Source organism: Litchfieldia alkalitelluris (assembly GCF_002019645.1).
Taxonomy (GTDB): Bacteria; Bacillota; Bacilli; order Bacillales; family Bacillaceae_L; genus Litchfieldia; species Litchfieldia alkalitelluris.
Genome location: NZ_KV917374.1, coordinates 4,623,423 through 4,643,494 on the forward strand (window position 1 = coordinate 4,623,423; position 20,072 = coordinate 4,643,494).

The 20,072-nt window shown below is 35.5% G+C and carries 16 protein-coding genes and 4 pseudogenes; 6 read left to right on the top strand and 14 right to left on the bottom strand.

Annotated features, from left to right (window positions below):
* Nucleotides 1-28: 28 nt before the first annotated feature.
* The 5 genes from BK579_RS21870 to BK579_RS21885 all read right to left on the bottom strand — a co-directional run bounded on the left by BK579_RS21870 (nt 29) and on the right by BK579_RS21885 (nt 2,785).
* Nucleotides 29-442, bottom strand: a complete 414-nt coding sequence (locus tag BK579_RS21870; protein WP_078549207.1) for a disulfide oxidoreductase — start codon at nt 440-442, stop codon at nt 29-31.
* Nucleotides 443-444: 2 nt separating this feature from the next.
* The gene (locus BK579_RS21875; RefSeq protein ID WP_078549209.1) at nt 445-1,137 is read right to left on the bottom strand and encodes a DsbA family protein; all 693 of its coding nucleotides are present in this window, start codon (nt 1,135-1,137) and stop codon (nt 445-447) included.
* A gap of 25 nt (nt 1,138-1,162) precedes the next feature.
* The gene (locus tag BK579_RS26555; protein WP_235848509.1) at nt 1,163-1,783 is read right to left on the bottom strand and encodes a copper resistance D family protein; all 621 of its coding nucleotides are present in this window, start codon (nt 1,781-1,783) and stop codon (nt 1,163-1,165) included.
* A gap of 219 nt (nt 1,784-2,002) precedes the next feature.
* The gene (locus BK579_RS26560; protein ID WP_235848510.1) at nt 2,003-2,266 is read right to left on the bottom strand and encodes a hypothetical protein; all 264 of its coding nucleotides are present in this window, start codon (nt 2,264-2,266) and stop codon (nt 2,003-2,005) included.
* A gap of 3 nt (nt 2,267-2,269) precedes the next feature.
* Complete coding sequence (locus BK579_RS21885; protein ID WP_204524750.1) at nt 2,270-2,785, bottom strand: copper resistance CopC family protein; 516 nt, start codon at nt 2,783-2,785, stop codon at nt 2,270-2,272.
* 209 nt (nt 2,786-2,994) lie between these two features.
* On the opposite strand from BK579_RS21885, the gene BK579_RS21890 reads away from it, so the two are divergent.
* Both BK579_RS21890 and BK579_RS21895 read left to right on the top strand, forming a co-directional pair.
* Nucleotides 2,995-3,333 (top strand): ArsR/SmtB family transcription factor, encoded by a 339-nt coding sequence (locus tag BK579_RS21890; RefSeq protein WP_078549213.1) that lies wholly within the window; start codon nt 2,995-2,997, stop codon nt 3,331-3,333.
* Nucleotides 3,334-3,453: 120 nt separating this feature from the next.
* Nucleotides 3,454-5,523: pseudogene (locus BK579_RS21895) on the top strand (heavy metal translocating P-type ATPase); the annotation flags it as partial.
* Between the two features lie 124 nt (nt 5,524-5,647).
* Here BK579_RS21895 and BK579_RS21900 read toward each other — a convergent pair.
* The 3 genes from BK579_RS21900 to BK579_RS21910 all read right to left on the bottom strand — a co-directional run bounded on the left by BK579_RS21900 (nt 5,648) and on the right by BK579_RS21910 (nt 11,837).
* Complete coding sequence (locus BK579_RS21900) at nt 5,648-6,097, bottom strand: YkvA family protein (protein WP_078549216.1); 450 nt, start codon at nt 6,095-6,097, stop codon at nt 5,648-5,650.
* A 274-nt stretch (nt 6,098-6,371) separates the two neighbouring features.
* Nucleotides 6,372-8,600: a sensor domain-containing protein gene (locus tag BK579_RS21905; RefSeq protein WP_078549218.1), complete on the bottom strand. Its 2,229-nt coding sequence runs from the start codon at nt 8,598-8,600 to the stop codon at nt 6,372-6,374.
* 1,095 nt (nt 8,601-9,695) lie between these two features.
* Nucleotides 9,696-11,837, bottom strand: coding sequence for a sensor domain-containing protein (locus BK579_RS21910; RefSeq protein WP_078549219.1), 2,142 nt, complete (start codon nt 11,835-11,837; stop codon nt 9,696-9,698).
* Between the two features lie 1,014 nt (nt 11,838-12,851).
* Here BK579_RS21910 and BK579_RS21915 point away from each other — a divergent pair.
* Both BK579_RS21915 and BK579_RS21920 read left to right on the top strand, forming a co-directional pair.
* Nucleotides 12,852-13,064: a hypothetical protein gene (locus tag BK579_RS21915; RefSeq protein ID WP_078549221.1), complete on the top strand. Its 213-nt coding sequence runs from the start codon at nt 12,852-12,854 to the stop codon at nt 13,062-13,064.
* Between the two features lie 21 nt (nt 13,065-13,085).
* The gene (locus BK579_RS21920) at nt 13,086-14,081 is read left to right on the top strand and encodes an MFS transporter (protein ID WP_078549223.1); all 996 of its coding nucleotides are present in this window, start codon (nt 13,086-13,088) and stop codon (nt 14,079-14,081) included.
* 167 nt (nt 14,082-14,248) lie between these two features.
* Here the strand turns inward: BK579_RS21920 and BK579_RS21925 are convergent.
* The 3 genes and pseudogenes from BK579_RS21925 to BK579_RS21935 form a co-directional block, all read right to left on the bottom strand.
* A pseudogene (locus BK579_RS21925) lies at nt 14,249-14,383 on the bottom strand (SpoVR family protein); the annotation flags it as partial.
* A gap of 136 nt (nt 14,384-14,519) precedes the next feature.
* Nucleotides 14,520-14,849 carry a P-II family nitrogen regulator gene (locus BK579_RS21930; RefSeq protein ID WP_078549225.1) on the bottom strand — a complete coding sequence of 110 codons (330 nt, stop codon included), beginning with the start codon at nt 14,847-14,849 and terminating at the stop codon, nt 14,520-14,522.
* 18 nt (nt 14,850-14,867) lie between these two features.
* Nucleotides 14,868-15,875 (bottom strand): sodium-dependent bicarbonate transport family permease, encoded by a 1,008-nt coding sequence (locus BK579_RS21935; RefSeq protein WP_078549227.1) that lies wholly within the window; start codon nt 15,873-15,875, stop codon nt 14,868-14,870.
* A 531-nt stretch (nt 15,876-16,406) separates the two neighbouring features.
* Between BK579_RS21935 and BK579_RS21940 the strand changes: the two genes are divergently transcribed.
* Together BK579_RS21940 and BK579_RS21945 are read left to right on the top strand one after the other, a co-directional pair.
* Nucleotides 16,407-16,616, top strand: a complete 210-nt coding sequence (locus BK579_RS21940) for a DUF3231 family protein (RefSeq protein ID WP_268876534.1) — start codon at nt 16,407-16,409, stop codon at nt 16,614-16,616.
* 7 nt (nt 16,617-16,623) lie between these two features.
* Nucleotides 16,624-17,079, top strand: a pseudogene (locus tag BK579_RS21945) (hypothetical protein).
* 171 nt (nt 17,080-17,250) lie between these two features.
* Here BK579_RS21945 and BK579_RS21950 read toward each other — a convergent pair.
* The 3 genes and pseudogenes from BK579_RS21950 to BK579_RS21960 form a co-directional block, all read right to left on the bottom strand.
* A pseudogene (locus BK579_RS21950) lies at nt 17,251-17,886 on the bottom strand (SpoVR family protein); the annotation flags it as partial.
* Between the two features lie 621 nt (nt 17,887-18,507).
* Complete coding sequence (locus tag BK579_RS26565; RefSeq protein WP_235848511.1) at nt 18,508-18,699, bottom strand: hypothetical protein; 192 nt, start codon at nt 18,697-18,699, stop codon at nt 18,508-18,510.
* 622 nt (nt 18,700-19,321) lie between these two features.
* Nucleotides 19,322-19,702 carry an IolE/MocC family protein gene (locus tag BK579_RS21960; RefSeq protein WP_078549233.1) on the bottom strand — a complete coding sequence of 127 codons (381 nt, stop codon included), beginning with the start codon at nt 19,700-19,702 and terminating at the stop codon, nt 19,322-19,324.
* Nucleotides 19,703-20,072 lie beyond the last annotated feature (370 nt).

Consider the following 20,072-nt stretch of genomic DNA (forward strand, 5'->3'; position numbering starts at 1 on the left):
GCCCCCCCCCCTAAGGGATTGCCTCAAATTAATGTTGTTTCTTGTTTATTAACATCAATACTATAATCAATGAAAAAGCAGTAAAAGCTAAAAATGGGATCGTGATAAAGCCAAGCCAGTTAATATATTCAGCACTACAAGGTACACCACTTTTACAAGGCTTGATTTCTGCAAATCCAGGCACCTTTTGTTGGAGATAATGAAAGAAAGAAATACACCAACCAATAATGGCCATTGGTAAAACAAATCTTTTTACAGATGAGTCATTCTGAAACGTTCCAATACCAAGTATTAGTACTAGTGGATACATCAAAATCCGTTGGTACCAACATAGTTCACATGGTATAAATCCACGTATTTCACTAAAGTAAAGACTTCCTAAAGTGGCAATTAGAGATATAACCCAGGCAAAGTAAAGGAAATACTGTCTAACTTTTGTCATAGCTATTTACCTTCTAATTCGTTTTCTATAAGACTTTTAATCTTTTCATAATCAAATGGATCTTCAAGCATAATTCCATTCACCATAATGGTCGGTGTTAGCTGAACATTATACTCTTCTACTAATTTTGTATCTTTATTTAATTCTTCTAACTCCGTTTGATTAGTTATATCCTCTTGAAGTTGTTGGAGATCAATGTCAGGAAAGGCACTTGCTATTTCTACAATTTTATCATTTGTTATCCATAATGCATGGTGATCATCACTAGGTTGCGCTTTAAATAGTTCTTTATGGAACGACCAATAGCTTTCTGGACTTTGTTTATAGACTGATTCAGCTGCAAGAGAACCTAGCTTCGATTGTTCACCGTGAAATAATACATTAATATAAGCAAACTTCACATTTCCTGTATTTACATAGTCATTAATTAATTGTGGATATATAGATTCACCCCACGCTTTACAAGCAGGACATTTAAAGTCACCAAATTCTACAACTGTAACTGGTGCATTAACATCACCTAAGACTGGTTGCCCGTCAATTGGCGGTTGTTTTTCAAAGGTCGTTTTATTTTTATTAGAATCTGATTTCATACTGTTTACGACAAGTAAAACTGATAAAATAGCAAAAATAATTAAAGTTAGAAAGACAACAGTTTTTAATGGTGATCCTTTTTGTTTCTGTTTTTGTTTCATCATAGCACCTCTACATATATTTAAATCAATTCAAAATCACACTTAACATAATTGCTAGATAGAAAGTTAGCACCATAAAAATACTCATAATAAAGGATATAGCCGTAGGTGCTTTTTTTACAAAGGACAATATAGTCATTGCCAAAAATAAGACGGCCAACCCTAATAAACTATTACTTATACTATTAAATGATAAAACAACATTTAGACCACGTTCGATCTGCCCTTGATAAAGAAGATCAAATAACCTTGCTGGTCCACTTGTGGCGAGAGCAGTCTCTATATCGTGTGGCGGTGACTGTTGTCCTAAAGCTGCGGTAGCTGAAAAGATGAATAGAAGTATAATACTTTCAGCTTTAATCCATGGTTTCGGATTGAATTCCTTATCTTTACTCAGTCGCTTTCTCATCAAAACACTATTGATAAAAGCAAAGGCAAGTAATGGAATGATAAGTAAATGCTTAATTAATAGAGCTTGTCCATATGATAGCATCCATGCATCTGTATAATCCTTAAAATCTACGACTAAGGTCATTAAAAATAACCCTGTACCTATAGTAATAAGAAAACAGGTAATAGCAACAGGTGTAAACCACTTTAAAAATGTAAGCCAGTTTTCTTTACTTGTTGAAAACCAACTTATCACCAACAAAATACCGATCCAAACACTTACTGCTAGAAAATGAATAGTGTGTGTTATAAATCCAGACACTTCCCTTAGCGAACTTGCGTGGCTTGACCAACCTAACGGGATAATCAGAGCCAATCCAAAACATATACCAATATATGAATAAGTGGACTTCTTTTTTAAATCGAACAACATGACATATATAAACAGAATATTAGACAAGATAAAGGTAATGATTCATGCTTGTCCTACTTCAAATGTGTATAATACAGACTTTATCGTTAATCCAAGTCCAATATCTTCATAGAAAGCAAGAATAACTTGAAGGGCAGGATTAAACGATAAAATTGCAATTCCTTTAATTGATAGAAGTGAAAATTTCTTTGGAACGTTGATCCCTGGACGATATGAATTAGGAACTAAATGCAAAATAAAACTACCCAGAAGGAATGAAAAGCATAGGTATAATAAGGTTTCACTTACAACGCCTACAATCATCATCTATTATTTCCTCCTCATTAACCACCACAAGCAACCAATTCCAACCAATGCTAAAGCTACCACAATTGAGGGGAAAATGTATGTCGGTATACTCTGTTCTGTTTGTGTATTTTCTTCTTTTCCATCATTTGAAACTTTATCTTCTATTGTACCTTGATTCTCTTCATCAGAGCTTTCTTCAGTTTTTTCTTCCTTTGGTGTTTCTTCAATTGGCGCATCTACAGTAAACGAAAACTCCCCTTCTATTGGATGCCCATCTGCCCCAACGATTTTCCATTGAACTTTATAACTACCATTCTCTAGTGGTTGCAGAAATGTAGTCCCTATTTCATTACCGTCAATTTCAATTTTCCCTAAAGGAACATTGGATCCATCTAAATGTGACACTTCAACCACACTTGTTTGTTCAATCTCTGTTGAGAAAGTTAATGTTAATTGCTGAAGGCGTTCTTTTATGACCTCACCATCAGTTGGGTTTGACTCGGTTAGGTAGCTATGTGCAAAAATATGCTGTGACAATAACACCATTAGTATGGAAGTTGTTAAAATTACTTTTTTAAATATATAAACCACTCCTCACGAATAAAGCATTTGACTAACCTTTTACACTGGTAAAATTCAAATACTTGCATAATAGCACTTCTTAAGTTTGACACACATATTAGGTATTGCTAATATGAGAATATCAAAACACATTAGAAATGTCTAATATGAATGGAGGATAATCCATGTTAAAAGCTGGTATTGATATGAAGGTAAAGTTTTTACAAGGCTTTGCACATAAAGTGAGAATTCAAATTCTGGAATGTATTAGAGATGAAGAAAAGACCGTTACAGAGATCGTTAAAAGTTTAAACGGAAATCAATCGAATATCTCTCAACATTTAGCTTGTTTGAAGGGATGTGGGCTAATTGTTGGGAGGCAAGAAGGAAAATATATATATTACAGTTTAAGAAACCAACAAGTTCGAGAACTACTAACTATGTTCGATACAGTTCTTGCGGACGTGGAAAATGACATTGCTTGTTGTGAAAATCATATTGGCTTCCGAGAGAGAACAGAATAAAGTAATTTCACTATATATTTTTTTAGTTTGAACCTGATTGGAGGGGAAACGTCTATGTCAACAACAGAGAAGAAACTGTCTACACCACGTACAACTTACTTGTTATCAGGCCTTCACTGAGCAGGATGTGCTGCTCAGGTGGAGCAGAGAGTAGCTGAATTACCAGGCACGATTAAAGTGACCATTAACTTTGGTGCATCTAATTTAATCGTTGAAGGTGATGTACCACATGAAAAGGTCATAAAAGAAGCTGAAAAAGAAGGCGTTACCGCAAAACCTATGGGTGTGAAAGAGGAAGAGCAAGAGCAAAAGCCATTCATTCAAGCCCACAAAGACTCTATTATCACAGGTCTTTCGGCTACATTGTTTCTTGCAGGTTGGCTATTGGGATTAGCTGGCTATGACACAACAGAAGTTGCTTTATTAGCTCTATCTATTATCATCGGTGGGTATAAAACAGCCCGTAGTGCTTTATACGGTTTAAAAAAGTTGAATTTCGACATGAATGTTCTCATGACAATTGCCGTTATTGGTGCCGTTGCAATTGGTGAATGGATAGAAGGTGCTTTAGTGGTTATCTTCTTCTCACTTAGCAATACACTGTCTGTTTACACATTGGAAAAGGCTCGTAATACAATAAAAGCGTTAATGGGCCTTGCTCCAAAAGAAGCGACCATTATCAGAAATGGAGAAGAAATACGACTAGCTGTTGAAGAGATTCAAGTTGATGATGTCATGATTGTAAAACCAGGTGAAAAAATTGCGATGGATGGAATCATTATTAAGGGTTCATCTTCCATTAACCAAGCCGCAATCACAGGTGAATCCATGCCTGTTGAAAAGGAAGTAGGTAATGAAGTCTTTGCCGGTACGATTAACCAGCAAGGATCGATTCAAGCAAAAGTAACGAAACGCGTAGAAGATACCACTTTGGCTAAAATTATTCATCTTGTCCAAGAAGCCCAAGGACAAAGAGCAAAAAGCCAAGAATATATTGATCGATTTGCAAAAGTGTATACACCAATCGTTATTGCACTTGCCATTTTAATTACTGTTGTTCCTCCACTGTTCTTTGGAGGAATCTGGGCAGATTGGATTTATAGAGGATTAGCGCTTCTCATTGCTGCATGTCCGTGCGCTCTTGTCATTTCAAGCCCTGTTTCAATTATTTCAGCAATTGGGAACGCGGCTAATAATGGTGTTTTAATTAAGGGTGGTGTATTCCTTGAGGAAGCTGGAGCCATCAAAGCCATTGCTTTCGATAAAACTGGTACACTAACCATTGGTCGTCCTGAAGTGACGAATATCTTACCTATGAACGGGACATCCGAATATGAATTTTTAGCCATTGCCGCAAGCCTAGAGAAACACTCTGAGCACCCGTTGGCAGCTGCAATTGTCCGTAAGGCAGAGCGTGATAAGGTTGTGTTACCTGAAGCAGATGATTTCTCGGCTATTACTGGAAAAGGTGCCAAAGGAAAGGTAAACGGGACTGGCTATTATATTGGAAACCCCCGTCTATTCGCTGAATTAGGCACAAATTTAAGTTTGGTTCAAGATGATATTAAACAATTGCAACAAGAAGGAAAGACCGTCATGATTTTAGGAACAGAGGATAAAATCATTGGGTTGATTGCTGTTGCGGATAAGGTACGTGATTTAAGTAAAGATGCGATTATTCGCTTAAAAGAAGCTGGAATCGAACGTACAATTATGCTGACTGGTGATAATCATGCAACAGCCCAAGCAATCGCTCAAGAAATTGGCGTTGATGAGTTTCATGCAGAGTTACTTCCAGAAGATAAGGTAAAGGCGGTTAAAGCACTTCAGAAGAAGTACGGTAAAATTGCCATGGTTGGTGACGGAATCAATGATGCACCTGCACTTGCTACGTCCAACTTAGGAATTGCAATGGGTGTAGCTGGAACGGATGCTGCACTTGAAACAGCTGATATTGCACTCATGGCCGATGATTTAACAAAACTTCCATATACCGTTCGTCTTAGCCGTGCAACACTTCGGAATATTAAACAAAACATTTGGTTTTCAAATGGAATTAATTTTATAACCATGATCCTCATCGTTCCTGGCTTTGCATCATTACTATTTGTTGCATTAGCCGATGTATTAGCAGCTGTGCTTGTCGTATTAAACGCGATGAGACTAATGAGAATTAATCCACTAAAATAAATGATGGGATATTACAAAAGTAGCCCTGTGTGTACAGAGCTACTTTTCTTTTTAGTGACCTTTACTTCAACAAAAGCAGCTACTAATCCAACTTGGTCAGTAAAAAAGTAATTATGAAATTGATTCAACTAAGTAACTGATAAAAATTTTTAATAACCCAAAAGATAATTACGCCCCAAGTAAGAATGATAAGTGAACCTACCACCCAATTCTTCGGTTTACCATTTTTCAACATTTCTTCAGCTTTAACTTCACATTCTAATATTACTTCACTTGGTATCAACTTTAATGCGAACATTATTCCTAATGGAACAATAATAATATCATCTAAGTAACCAAGTATTGGTATGAAATCAGGTATCAAATCAATTGGACTAACCGCATACGCTACCACACAAGCCGTAAATATTTTAGCATACCAAGATACTCTTTCATCTTTATATGCTAAATAAAGTACAAAGATTAGTTGTTTAATCTTTTCGCCCAAGTCTTTATTTTCCCCATAAGATATTCTCCCATATAAAAATTCAATTGCTTTATCTTTACTTCTAATATAACATGGTTTCTTCAACATTCCTCCTCTGATAAATTATTAGTACATTACTTCACAAAGTCCTCTAAAAATGAAAACCTTTGCGGTACAGATTGAGTCAAATACGACAAAACGATCACCTTAAAAAGTGATCGTCTATAATGAAGTGCATTTTAGTTAGTATTACGCAGCTAATGACTTCTCTTTTTGTTATTGTTCTTTTCAAAATAAGCATCTTTTCTTGAGCAAGGGTATAAATAAAGGACGATGAACTCATGAATAGAAAAAACCTTAACACGAATGTTAAGGTCTTAGGCTACTTATTTGTTTTTAAAAATTCTTCTACTTCCGTTAATGGTAAGGGGGCACTATAAAAATACCCTTGACCGAAACGACAACCATTTTGAATAAGAAAATTAACTTGTTGTTCATTTTCAATACCCTCTGCAATTAATTCAAATTTTAAATTTGTACCCATATCAATCATCGTTTTAACTAAAGATGCTATATTTGAGTTTGTAGAAACTTCATCTACGAATGACTTATCAATCTTGACATAATCAATGGATAATCGATTTAAAACATTTAAAGAAGAATACCCTGTACCAAAATCATCAATAGTCATTTTAACTCCAAGTTCTTTTAGTTGACTAATTAAAGTAGAAGATTCTTTTATGTTTTGCATGATACTCTCTGTTATCTCCAACTCTAGGAACTCTGGTGCCAACTGGTGTTTATTGAGTATTCGTTCTACAACCTTAAAGAAATTCTTATCAAGAAATTGTATAGCGGAAACATTGACAGCTATTCTAAATGGAACAAAACCTTTCTCATACCATAATTTCATTTGTTTACACGCTTCATCAATCACCCATTCCCCAATTTGAACAATCACTCCTGTTTCTTCTGCAATTGGGATAAATTCAAAAGGAGGAACCATACCAAATTCGGGATGGTTCCAACGAATTAAAGCTTCAACGCCTATACATTCTCCTTTATCTAGTTCCATTTGTGGTTGATAATGAAGTACAAACTCACTATTATTTAAAGCATTTCGAAGTCCTTGTTCTAATTTTACTTTTCTATAAAGAATATCTTCTGGTTCATTAAAATAAAATTGATAGTTATTTTTTCCACGTTTTTTAGCCCAATACATAGCAATATCAGCATGTTTAATTAATTTTTCAGAATCATCCCCATCTTGTGGGTATAAACTAATTCCAATGCTTGTTGAAATAAAAAACTCTTCTTTATCTAAAATGAATGGCTGTATAAATGAATCAATAATTCGCTGAGATAGTTCTTTGAGCTGTGATTCTTTAATATCTTCAAGTAAAATAATAAATTCATCTCCACCTTGACGTGCTATCAAATCGCCTTCTCGTACACATTTCACTAATCTTTTTCCCACTTCCTTAAGCAGGACATCTCCTGAGTTATGACCTTTTGTATCATTGATAAATTTAAATCGGTCTAAATCTAAAAACAGAACTGCTACGTTTTTGTTACTTCGTTTACAACGATCTAAAGCTTTTTTTAGTGTCTTAATTAACATATAACGGTTGGGTAAGCCAGTCAGCGTATCATGAAATGCCAAGTATCTAATTTTTTCTTCACTTCTTTGTTCTTCTGTTATATCGTAAGCTACACCGATTAACTTAATCGGTTTTTCATCAGATTCCAAAATAGGATTTCCACGGGCTTCTAACCACCTTGCCTCCCCATCACTTCGGATAAACCTCCATTTACTATGAGCGGGTTTTCCTGATTTTAAATTAGTATAGAATGTTTGAACGATATCAATATCATCTGGATAAGTTCGTGAAATCCAAAGTTCATAATCCTCTTCAAATTCTTTCGCAGAGAACCCAAAGATATTTTCAATTCCTTTTGAAACTGTCACTTTTTGTTCAATTAAATCACTAGACCAAATAAAAGAGTCATCATTTTCAAAAAGACTAACTAATTCTTTATTTCTTTGAGAATATTTTTCTTCAATTATTTTTCGTTCTGTAATATCAATTGTAACTCCTTTTACTTTTTCTACTCTATTTGATGAATCAAGTGAAGGTATTCCTCGAGATTCTAACCACCTAACCTCCCCATCTTTTCTTATAAATTTCCATTCGCATTGATGAATTTCACCTGACAGCAGTTTTTGAATCTTTTCTTCATCATCAGGGAAAGTACGTGAAAATCCAAATTCATAATTTTCTTCAAAATCTTTCGAGGTATATCCTAATACTTTTTGAATACCTTTGGATGTCGTTACCTTTTTATTAATAGAATCATTTATCCAAGTAAAAATGGATGAGTTTTCAAAAATAGTGTCTAATTCTTCGCTCTTTTCAAGTAGTTTTTGAGCATAATATTTAGATTCATCATATTTTGCCCCCAAGATCCAACTTAAAATAGTAGCAAGAGTACCTACAATACCATGTAAAATAGCTTCTTTAGGGTTATTTATATATAATTCATAGGTGATTAATCCTATTGTAATAAAGACAAAAGGAACGGAAAAAAACACCTTTCCTTTAAAGCTCATTTTTTATTTCACCCCTTTTAAAATACTAGTTAAGAAGACGTATACGATTAATAAGCAATCAACAATAAAGGGATAGCTCTCAAATCTAACCGTACCCCTTGATAAATAAAGGGTTATACACGCCCAACACTTAAGTCTGACGACTATTATACAATAATAGGGCACAAATTCTAATATTCTATTCTTAATAAATTAGAAGTGCTTCTTAGTAATAATAGAATGCATTCCTATAATGAAAGCCAGATGGTTTCATATCCCGCCTCAATTCATCAACCTTCCTTCATTGTCCTGCTTTGTTAGCAAAAAAGCGATAGGAGTAGCCGTTACGACAATCCCTGTTATACAGTTCAAGCACCCTTTCGCTTAATTACTTATTATTTGTTTTTTAAAAGATCATATACATAAACATCATCCATCTTAAAATGTCCTGTTTTAGCTTTTCTCATAGTTCAAGCTAATTTTTTCATTACTCTACCTGAAGCTGTGTTCTTAATCATTACTGGAGCCCATATACAATTAAGAAAGTGAACAGTAAGGTAATGGGGACAATGACAATCCGTGTTGATAAAAACCATAATAAAGGGTAGTTAGCCTATTGGATAGATAAAGAGTATTTGGGGAGGAATAAGGCACCAAAGCCTAAAAGAAAATGGTGGAGTTTGGTTTTGAGGAACTTAAATAAAAACTACTACGAAAAGATAAGCTTCGCCATTTTCATTAAGTTTTATATGGACCTTAACCCAATTTCAAGCTATTTTTCAGTATATGAATAAGCTAAAAAAGTAGTTTGTGCAACATCTTCATCGAATTCTTGGGCTCTAGGTGCACCACTTAATTCATAAGGTTTAAAATTAAACGATCTGTTTCTATTACTTCCAACATTAAAAAACATACTTAATTTTATTTGTTGTATTTTACCACTGGGAACCCTAAAAAAGTACTACAACTTTACTAGTACATTCTTTTATAAAGCCCACAAAAATGAAACTATTTATTGCAAGTATTGGTCAAACACGAAAGGCGACCACTTTTAAAGTGATCGCCTTTTTTCATTATTATTTTGGTTACAAGTATCCTTGTACTGTGCAGCTCACTTTAGTACAGCTTCTTATTTTCAAACAAGTCAATCGGCAGTGTATGAACTGACATCGGCTTATTAAAGTAATAGCCTTGCCCTGCGTCGCACTTCTCTCTCTTTAAAAATAGTAGTTCTAATTCACCTTCGATACCTTCCGCAACTACATTCATGTTTAAACTATGTGCCAGAGATATAATTGCGGATGTAATCCTTTTCCCATTTAAATCCCGACTAATGTCATCAATAAAACTTTTATCGATTTTCACTGTGTCAAAAGGATATTGTCGGAGATAGCTTAAAGAAGTATAGCCAGTACCAAAGTCATCAATGGAAATCGATACGCCAATTCCTCTCAGTATCGTTAAACTTTCTTTTATTTCCTCAACATTATCAATTAGAATACTCTCAGTTACTTCGAGTTCAAGCCATTTCGGCTCCATCCCGGTTTTAATCAACAGGTTTTTAACGGTGTCAACAAAGTCATATTGTTGCAGTTGTTTAGTAGAAACATTAACTGCTACTTTAAATGGAGTCATTCCGGAATCCTGCCACTTCTTATTTTGTATGCATGCAGTTTCTAGAACCCAAATCCCAATAGGAATAATTTGCCCACATTCCTCTGCTACACGAATAAAATCATTTGGGGGAACCATTCCAAGCACTGGGTGGTGCCAACGAACCAGCGCTTCCATTGCAATCACTTTTTCACTTTCCAAGTCCATAATCGGCTGATAATACAATTCCAACTCATTGTTTTTAAGTGCAAGGGTTAAATCCCTTTCAATTGTTAATTTATATAAAGTTTCCACTTCCATTTCCTTAGAGTAAATTGTATATTTACTCCGCCTAGATTTCTTTGTTTGGTACATTGCAGTATCCGCATGACGAATTACTTCGGAAACGCTAACATTGATTCCCGTGCTGAATGCAATTCCAATGCTTGCCGACACACTTAACCAATGTCCAGACACATGGAAGGGTTCAGCTAAATGTTGGATGATTCGCTCAACCATAATAATTACTTCCTCTTTAGTAATTTCAGGTACTAGAATGGTGAATTCATCCCCTGCTAATCGGCTTAACGTATCTGTATTCCTTATAGTTTGTTTTAATCTTTCTGCCACCAGCTTTAAAAATTCATCTCCGATATGATGACCCATAGAATCATTTATAAACTTAAACCGATCTAAATCTAGAAAAATAACAGAAAATAATTTCTCGTCTTTCTGTGAAAGATTAATAATTTGCTCTAACCGATCTTCAAATAACTTACGGTTTGGTAATCTGGTAAGCGGGTCATAAAAAGCGAGTTCCTTCATTTTCTCATCGTATATTTTTTTTCTCGTGATGTCCCTTGCTGTTCCATAGGTACCAACAATTTCGCCATTTACCTTCATAGGAAAATGGGTTGTTTCTATATGAATCTTTTGTTTATCTTGTCGGATAAGAACCAACTCTCCACTGCTCGGTTCCCCAACTTTAGCACTTTCAAAATGTTTAATAGCTTCTGGTAAATCCTCCGGTGCAACAAGGGGCATGAAAGGCATTCCCTTCATTTCCTCATTTGAATATCCTGTAAGCAGTTCAGCTGCCGGATTAACATCAATCAAAATTCCGTTTTCATCTATTGAATACATGGCATCTGGACTACTTTCAAAAAGGGATTTGTATTTTTCATTGCTCTCTTGCAGCAGTTGTTGGGCGTTGTATTGTTCCGTTATATCTGTCACACTGCCAAAGAGTACCATCTTATCACCAATGACATCCATAAAGCTTTGAATTTCAGTGTATATTAGCTTCCCTTGTTTATTAATTTTTCGTATACGATATCTCGCTACCTTGTTATCACCTTTTTTTCTGCATTCGATTCTATTTTGAATCGTTGGATAATCTTCAGGATGAATTATTTGTTTAAGAGATACAAGACCTTGTGTTAGTTCTGCTTTTGTATATCCCAAGAGATCCGAATAATAGCTATTAACATATGAAATAGAGCCTTCTTCTAAAATATAAATACCAATAGGCGCTTTTTCTATCAAATTTTCAAACATTACCCGGACAAAATCAGATTCTGTTTGATCGTCTTCTATAAAGGTCCCTAACTGACTAAAAAATTGGCGGAAAATCTGTGAATTTTGTTCTTTATTTTCTATTATCATTAACTCTCTCCTATGACAAATGATTCGTTTATTCCAAGATGTAGTTTAATCATTACGTCTAACTAAATTGCCCAATACCTTCCAAGTATTGTGAAATAGTAGATTATATAGTGTACTCATTTGAATTATTATAGCATGCGTACTTTTATTTTTAATTGGAAAATATTTAAAAAAATCTTAAATACATTCTTTCACACAGTCACCTAAAAATAAAGATATTTATTGCACAGTATTGGTCTACTGAGTAATAAAAATAATGAACCACTTCTTCCACTAACCTGATTTAGTTTTAAGTGTAACACTTCACATACTAAAATTAATTAAAATAAAAAGCGCCACTGATCCCTCAGCTGCTGGCCCAGCAATCGTTTCGCAAAGATGATTTTTTACATATTCATTCACGCATCCCATAATTTAGAAATACTGAAAACCAAGTTAAGGTATCATTCATTAGATAATTTTCTAATCCTATACCTTCGTTATAAATAAACAAAGTGATTAGCTTAAATATTTATCAAGTTGTTGAGGATTAATTCCTATGGTGTTTATCGATTCTTGTTGTATCTCTTCATTACATATTTCACAAATATATCATTTTGTTTTCCCTTCTTTTAATCTTTTATACTAAGTATCTTTCGAATTGATGTCATATTCTTTTCTACATAACATGCAATTTATTTTCATAAATACTTCCTCCTGTATTAAGGATTTGTTCTTTAAAATTCACCGTTTAGTTCATAGTTTTAAGTCTACTACGAATTAAAAAATATGAAGACTTACTTCTTCAGGTAAGGGTTGAAGTTATGGCTCCCGGTTCCTGCTGTTCACAACCTTATAGTATATACTCCCTTTCATTTTCTCCTGCTTCTTCTAATTTTTGTGCCATTCAGTTCATAATCAATCCAAAACACAAAAGCTAATAATAGAGTAATTTCATTCTTTATACAGATCATCTTTTTAGTATAATGACATTAGACTTGTACTATTTATAACAAAAGAGAGGACCTTAAGATAATGAAAAATAATCTCTCCGTTTTAAAAGAAGAAAAGAAATATGCACGCTTTTTAAGCTCTGTATTTATTAGTGGAATTGGTGATTGGTTCCATAGTATCGCTGTGTTTAGCTTGCTTTTGCAGCTTACAAATGCGGGATTGGCATTAGGGTTTACGATGGCACTTAGAGTTTTGCCACACCTTCTTTTTGGTCCACTTGGTGGTACTAGCTGATAGATTTTCACGAAAAAAATATTGGTCATTTGCGATTTGATCCAGGCTCTTGCTGCTATGTCTTTATTTTTCGTTTCAACTGTTGATCACATTTGGATTATATATGTATCTACCTTTGTGTTAATGTCTGCAACAGCCATTCAGTTACCAACCCGTTCTGCATCTATTTCAACGTTAGTAAAAAAAGAAAATCTATTGAAGGCAAATTCCCTTCATTCAGTAGCCTTTGGGATTGTGATGGTGATCGGTTCAATGCTAGGTGGGTTTGTCACAGCTGCCTTTGATTTCAATCTCGCCTTTGTTTTAAATGCTTTAACACTGGTCATCTCAGCATTTATTATGATGACGGTCAAGTTTCCTAGAGCAACCAGCACTGAGGAGAAAGATAAAATGTCGTTTAAGCAGTTCCGGGTGCTTATACCCATCATTAAGGATTCAAGATTGATAAAACTAGTTTTCATTTATTATGTTATATGGGCCATTGGAGGGGGAATTATTAATCTAATCCCAAGTGTTTTTGCATTTGAAGTCTATCAATTAGATAATATTGGTGTTGGTATTTTATATGCATGCTTTGGAATCGGCCAAATACTTGGTGGCTATATTTCTGAGTTTCTATCGAAATGGACCGTACCTGCGATTGCAATCGGATTTCTGTTAGAGGGAGTTGCGTATATCTTTTTTAGTGTTTCACCAAACATTTTTATCGGAGGATTGATGCTCGTTATTGCTTTGGCAGGTGTAACAGTTGGAAATGCCTTTATCGGTACACTTGTCATGGAATATATACCCGAAGAATATTTAGGGCGATTATTTTCAATCATCTACACTGCTGTAAACGTCATTCTTGGAACAACGATGATTGTGGCAGGTATATTGCTCAGTTCCTTGTTACCACAACAAATTGCTATGCTATCTGGATTACTTATAACCATTCCATCTCTGATTATAGGTTATTTTATCTGGAGAACTGAGATCCCACAGACTTCAGTAAAAGAAGGTACTAAAAGTGTTTAGGAAAACGGTTCCAAAGCAAAGCAGAAGGGACAATTTCTTCTATTCCCAAAAAAATAGGGCTGTCGGAAAAGTGGTATTTCAGCCCCAAAACTATAAAAAGAAAAACCCAAGAATGCTGTAAAATCAACAATCCTGGGTATTAGTTTTGGTGAAGTTCACTCTAAAAAGTAATACGGATTAATTTGTGTCCGTGACGGCTGAACAACTCCTGCATACAGCTTCGCAAATTCAATCGCTTCATCTGACGTTAAATCCATCTCACGAATGATTCGTTGGTGCCATTACGATGCCCAGCCTTCGTTCTGCTATGGTTCTTAACTAAAGCAACCATACCTTTAGGTACAATCCTTTTACAGTTTGAATGCACAGTTTCGTTGTACTACACAGTAAATCATTTAAGCACGAGAACCGTCCACTTGCACCTTGGGCATTGTAACTTTAATCATTATAAAACTTCTTAGGGCGGAGGATTTCGACATCCTCGACATAGGTTATGCCTGAGTAGTTTTCGAAATATTTCTTTGCAACCTGATTCATGATGGTTTCGGCTATTGTTTTGGATTTCACAATGACTTCAATTTTAACATTCGCAAAATCATCAACCACCGCAGCTCGATCTGAGGTCGAACGCACATTGCGGCTGCCTTTACCCCCTGCCGCGACAATGGTATAACCGGTCCCACCGTAAGCCTCGATAATCTGGCACACGCCTTTTAAAATCAATTTCTCTGTAATAATCACCACTTTTTCTGCCTTATGAAGAGTCATAACTATTCTTCTCCTTTCCTATAGATTAAAGACCACCTGCGCCAGCGAGATAAAGAGTGGGATGCAAACTGCTATTGCAACGGGCGTTCCCACGCTGGTTGAGGAACCAATATAAGTTGATGGATTGGCGGAAGGAATGCCTCCTCTCAAGGTTGGCGGACCAGATATGTCAGAGCTTGAAGCCGCGATCACAGATAGCAGGATTACACCACCAGGACTAAAACCCACAGTCACATGAGCAATATATCCCAAGCCAAAAGCTATTAATCCATGTATAATAGGCGCGATAAAAGCATAGACCGCATACAAGTGCGCCACTCTTCGTAGCTCATTTATACGAGCAAAGGCTTCCATTCCCATGACCAACATCAACACGGATAAAAACCCGCGGAAGAGCGGCTCATAAAAACTTTCCAGTACACCTTCCGATTTAGTAAGCAAGCCAAGGGCAAGGCCAAGTATAAGCGCTGATAAAGCAGAGCCACGCAAACTTTCTTTGACGATTCCCCAAACATCAACTTTACTATCCTTGCCTCCATTTTGTTTTTTGAGATGAATATTAGCTAGAACAATGGCTAAAATGAGAGCTGGAATGTCCATAAACGGATAAAGCGCCGGAACCCAGGCTTCAAAATAAATTGCCTCTTCTTCCAGTAAAACCATAGCCGCCGCCAGTGTCGAGGCACTCACCGCACCAAATAGTCCGGCAGTTGCAATACCATCTTCTCGTTTAATACCTGGCAAGAGAGAAAAGACAAAGCTTCCTATTAGTACGATTACTACACCAATAATCACAGCTGAAACGGCAGGCAGTAACATGGCGCTCAGATCGGCCCCACGAATTTCGATACCGCCCTGGATCCCGATTTTCATCAAAAGCATGAACACAATAAATTGGTAAATCGCATTCGGTATTTTTAAATTGCTGCCAAGGGCCGCAAGCACCATGCCGCCAATGAGAAATCCAAGTGTCGGGGATTGAAACTGCGCAACAAGGCGCATCAAAAAATCAAATAAAAACTCCATCTTTTTTTGTCTCCTTATTTATAATATTTGAATCTATTTATTGTGAAAACCCTTTTTCACAAAAGGATTACCCCAATAAAAAAACGACAACTTCAAAACTTCAATGACAAATGAATATCATTGAATGCTGGAAATTGTCGGTTTTCTTAAACTAACTTCAATGAAGTTTTTTGAAGAACTACCTTTTTTAAAATCAAAAATAAATTATGATCCCCTTCTAAAAAAAAATCGGTATATCTCTAATCTAAACTACTAGATTATGAAATATACCGATTTACGTTACTCTTTTATTCTTACATTTATAGAAGCTTTTTCATCCAATCAATACAAAAATATTAATAGAATGCTAAAGCCCAAATGATATTAAGAAGTTAAAAATAAACATCTATCGAATATTAAATTATTTATAAGATATACGAACCTAATAAATTTGTCAACACTAGATCCGAATTAAAGCATTTACTATGGATTCCGAAGTGCTCAAATCAACAACAGCCCCTCGGACAAGCTAATGATGTTTCAGGTATCAATGTGTTATCTGGAATGTCACTTGGATATTATGGTGTAGCATTAGGAACGGTTTCAAGACGCGATTTAGGTTTAAAATTTACGCGTATTTTGATGGAAGCTGTTCAATATGCAGAAGATGGAGCTAATATTTTGATTGAACATAACTGGATGGAAAAGCCGCCTTCATCCATAAATAATATTGAAATTGCAAAAAACAAAAAGAAGCAGTGATACATGAGTGGATAAAAATCCGATTGAAAAACTATTATGGTCTGTTGCTTTACCTGGATTTGGGCAGTTTTTAAACGGTAAATATTATAAAGGGACTGTTATGCTGATATTAGAGTTCTTGGTTAACGTTCAAGCGAACTTTAACGAAGTGATTATTTTAAGTTTCAAGGTAATATTCAAAAAGCAATTGATCAAACGGATTATGGCTGGCTAATGTTTTATCCCTGTTTGTATTTTTTTGCGATTTGGGATGCTTTTAAAGATGCAGGTGGAGGAAATAGACAAATACTCTTTTCTACCCTTTGTATTTGCTGCTTACTTCGTGACCATTGGATTGATCTTATCCCAAAAATTCACCTTATTTGGGGTGTTAATTGGTCCAGTTTGGCTCCCTATCTTGTTTGTTATTCCTGGCGTAATATTCGGTTTGGTTATTAGGAAATTCATTATCAACCTTTTGTAATCCCCATTCCTTATTACTAAATATAGGATGGGGATTATTGATTGAAAATCACACATCTGTTTACTTAAATCAAATGTCTCTCTTAAAGTAACCTAACCCTTTAAATGGAACATTTCACATAATCAAATTCATTAATAAAAAAGCCACTGATCCCTCAGCAGCCTTTTATTCTTAAACATATTTCCGCGTCACACTCTTCCCATCATACGTAAACACAACACCCTTATTCTCAATCACCGATTCCATATGAACAGGTCTTCCCCATAGTTGATATAGATATGGCAACACCTTCTCAAGATATTTCAAATCAAGCTCAATGTCCTCATACCAGTGTTTTAAATAAAGTTCACCGGTTTTCATGTAATCCCCATCATTTACAGTGATGTAAGGGAAGCCACCATTCACCCTCATACTCACCAGTTGATCACGCACCTGTTCCCAGCCTTTATCAACAATCTTATAATCACGACCTTGTTTCTGGAACAAATACATATCCTCACGCATGACCAAATCTTTTGTTAAGTAATTACGGATAAATGAAATATCAGACTCCACTTCTCTTACCTCAAACATCTTCTCTCTTCCTGAACCAGGCTTTACACCCCGCTCAATCATCTCAGTTGTTGGATTATCATATCGCTCTTCGATATCTTCAAATATCTTCAGCCCTAAGTAATACGGATTAATTTGTGTACGTGACGGCTGTACAACTCCAGCATTCAACTTTGCGAATTCAATCGCTTCATCTGAAGTTAAGTCCATTTCACGGATGATTCGTTGGTGCCAATAGCTGGCCCAGCCTTCGTTCTGCTAAGGTCTTAACTAAAGCAACCATACATTTAGGTGAAATACAGTTCGAGTGAACAGTTTTTTGTACGCCGCAGTAAAATGAATCTGTTAATTTTATTGGTAAGGGTTGCGTAGCGACTATTGGGCTCAAACTAAACGGACAAAACGTAACCTTTGTCAGAGTTGCTTTAAAATGGTTACGAAAAAATACTGTTTTGATGATAATTAATTCAAGATTTCAAAAAATCATACCCATTTTAAACGTTACCACATACCATATAATAAGGTTTCTACAATGGGAGGCAGTATTATGAATAGACAGCGAGCAAGAATACCAGGAAACTGTCCACAGGGGTTTTTGGGTCGGTATACCGTAAAACCAGGAGACACGTTTTATACCATTGCGCAGATGTTTAGAGTAAGAATAGAAGCACTTGCAGTCAACAATCCCCATATTCCAGATCCTAATGTATTATTCCCCGGAGACATTCTCTGCGTTCCAGGTTTAATCCCTTACCCGTGCTGTACGTCTTTACAGCCCCGAGGGAGGACACCATTCGGTACAGGCGGCGTAGCTTATGTGAATTTTGGTCCAAGAGGAGGTCAGGCTGTAAGCATTATGGTAACCTTACCGCAACCTCAATTTTTCGGTGCTTTTGACAAGTATACAGGTGAACTTATTATTCCCGGGACGGGAAACTTTAGAAACCAGTTATTTGCTACTCCCGAAGACCCACCTACTTGGTCATCACGAATAGAACTTCCTAGCGCTGCAACCGTTACGCCAAACTCGCGTGTGTTAGTACGCCCTACTAATTCGTTGGCCGGCACTTCAGGTACTCCTGTCTTAGAAGGCATAATTCTTCTTGGGAATTGTCAATAATATCAATAGAAGCAAAAGGAGTTGTCCTTGGTCATGTGTGACTGAAAGGAAGCTCCTTCCATTTGTTTTCAAAATGCACCAGGTCTCCGAAAAAAAGCTGGTCCGCCAGCTTTAGGATTAAAACTCACAGAAAGAATTGAAAAAAGGTCAGGCCCACTAACGTATCGCTAATACGCTCATTTCATGAGATATAAATTCCTCAATCTTTGTCCCAGTAAGAATATCCCTTTCTTTTTACATAAAATCCTAATCCTCCTGTGAGGGGACATAAAACCTTCTAAATTCGCTCTAATCAACGCAACACACTCAACGGGGTTTGAGTGGTTATCGCAGACATAAGGATGTAGTAGTGTTTACCTTTTAAAGAAATGTATTTAACGATTTTCACCTTTTTAGAATATCTTTTTCTACTGAATAGTAAGGGGTCTACTACGTATTTCCGACTTGCTTATTGTACATTACTGATTCAATAGTGAAATAAGCGTTTGTTTAAGTGTATTTATTCACAAAATTTTCAACCTAAACCTTTTTAATGCAGCCCTTTAATCAACTCGAACAAGTTATTTTTGTTTACTTAGATACTACCTTTAATTCTTCATCTATAACTTTGGTAGCTTCGTAAATTACACCATCGTCGTAATTCTTTATATCAAAATAACCATTGTAATAATCCCATATTTCTTGATGATTAGAGGAGTATTCCTTAAATCTATCCAGTATTTCATTAAACAAGATAGTTGCTTCCTCTTCTGTTAGGGGTCCTTCAACCATAAGTCTAAACTTAACATCTCTTTTACCATCAAATGCTGATGCTGTTGTTTCTATTTCCTCTAATTGTCTAAAGTAATCTTCAGACTTCCCTATGATTGAACTAATGTCAATGTCAGGCTGTTGACTACAACCAACAATTGAAAATAAAAGAATAATAGCAATAAGGCTTATTTTTCTCATAAATACCTCCATCTACACAATCATCCTTATTCATAAAATAGCACCTTCCCCTTATCGCAACCTTATATTGTTAAGTTAATTCCTTACATAAACTAAATATCCACCTTACGATTTATTCTAATTAAATATTTCATAACCAAAACGACTATTCACTATTTTCACAAACCTGCCCGTTACTTCAACCAAGTTTTCATTTATAAAATGGTCAATAATTCCTTTAAAAATATGTTTTATATTGAGGAGGAATTGAAATTGTTATTATCGAAATCATGGGAAAAGTATCAATCTGATAAAAGTATCGAAGGATTCTCTTCTCATACATTAAAAGCCTACCGCCTTCAAGCAACACTTCTTATAAATTGATTATCTT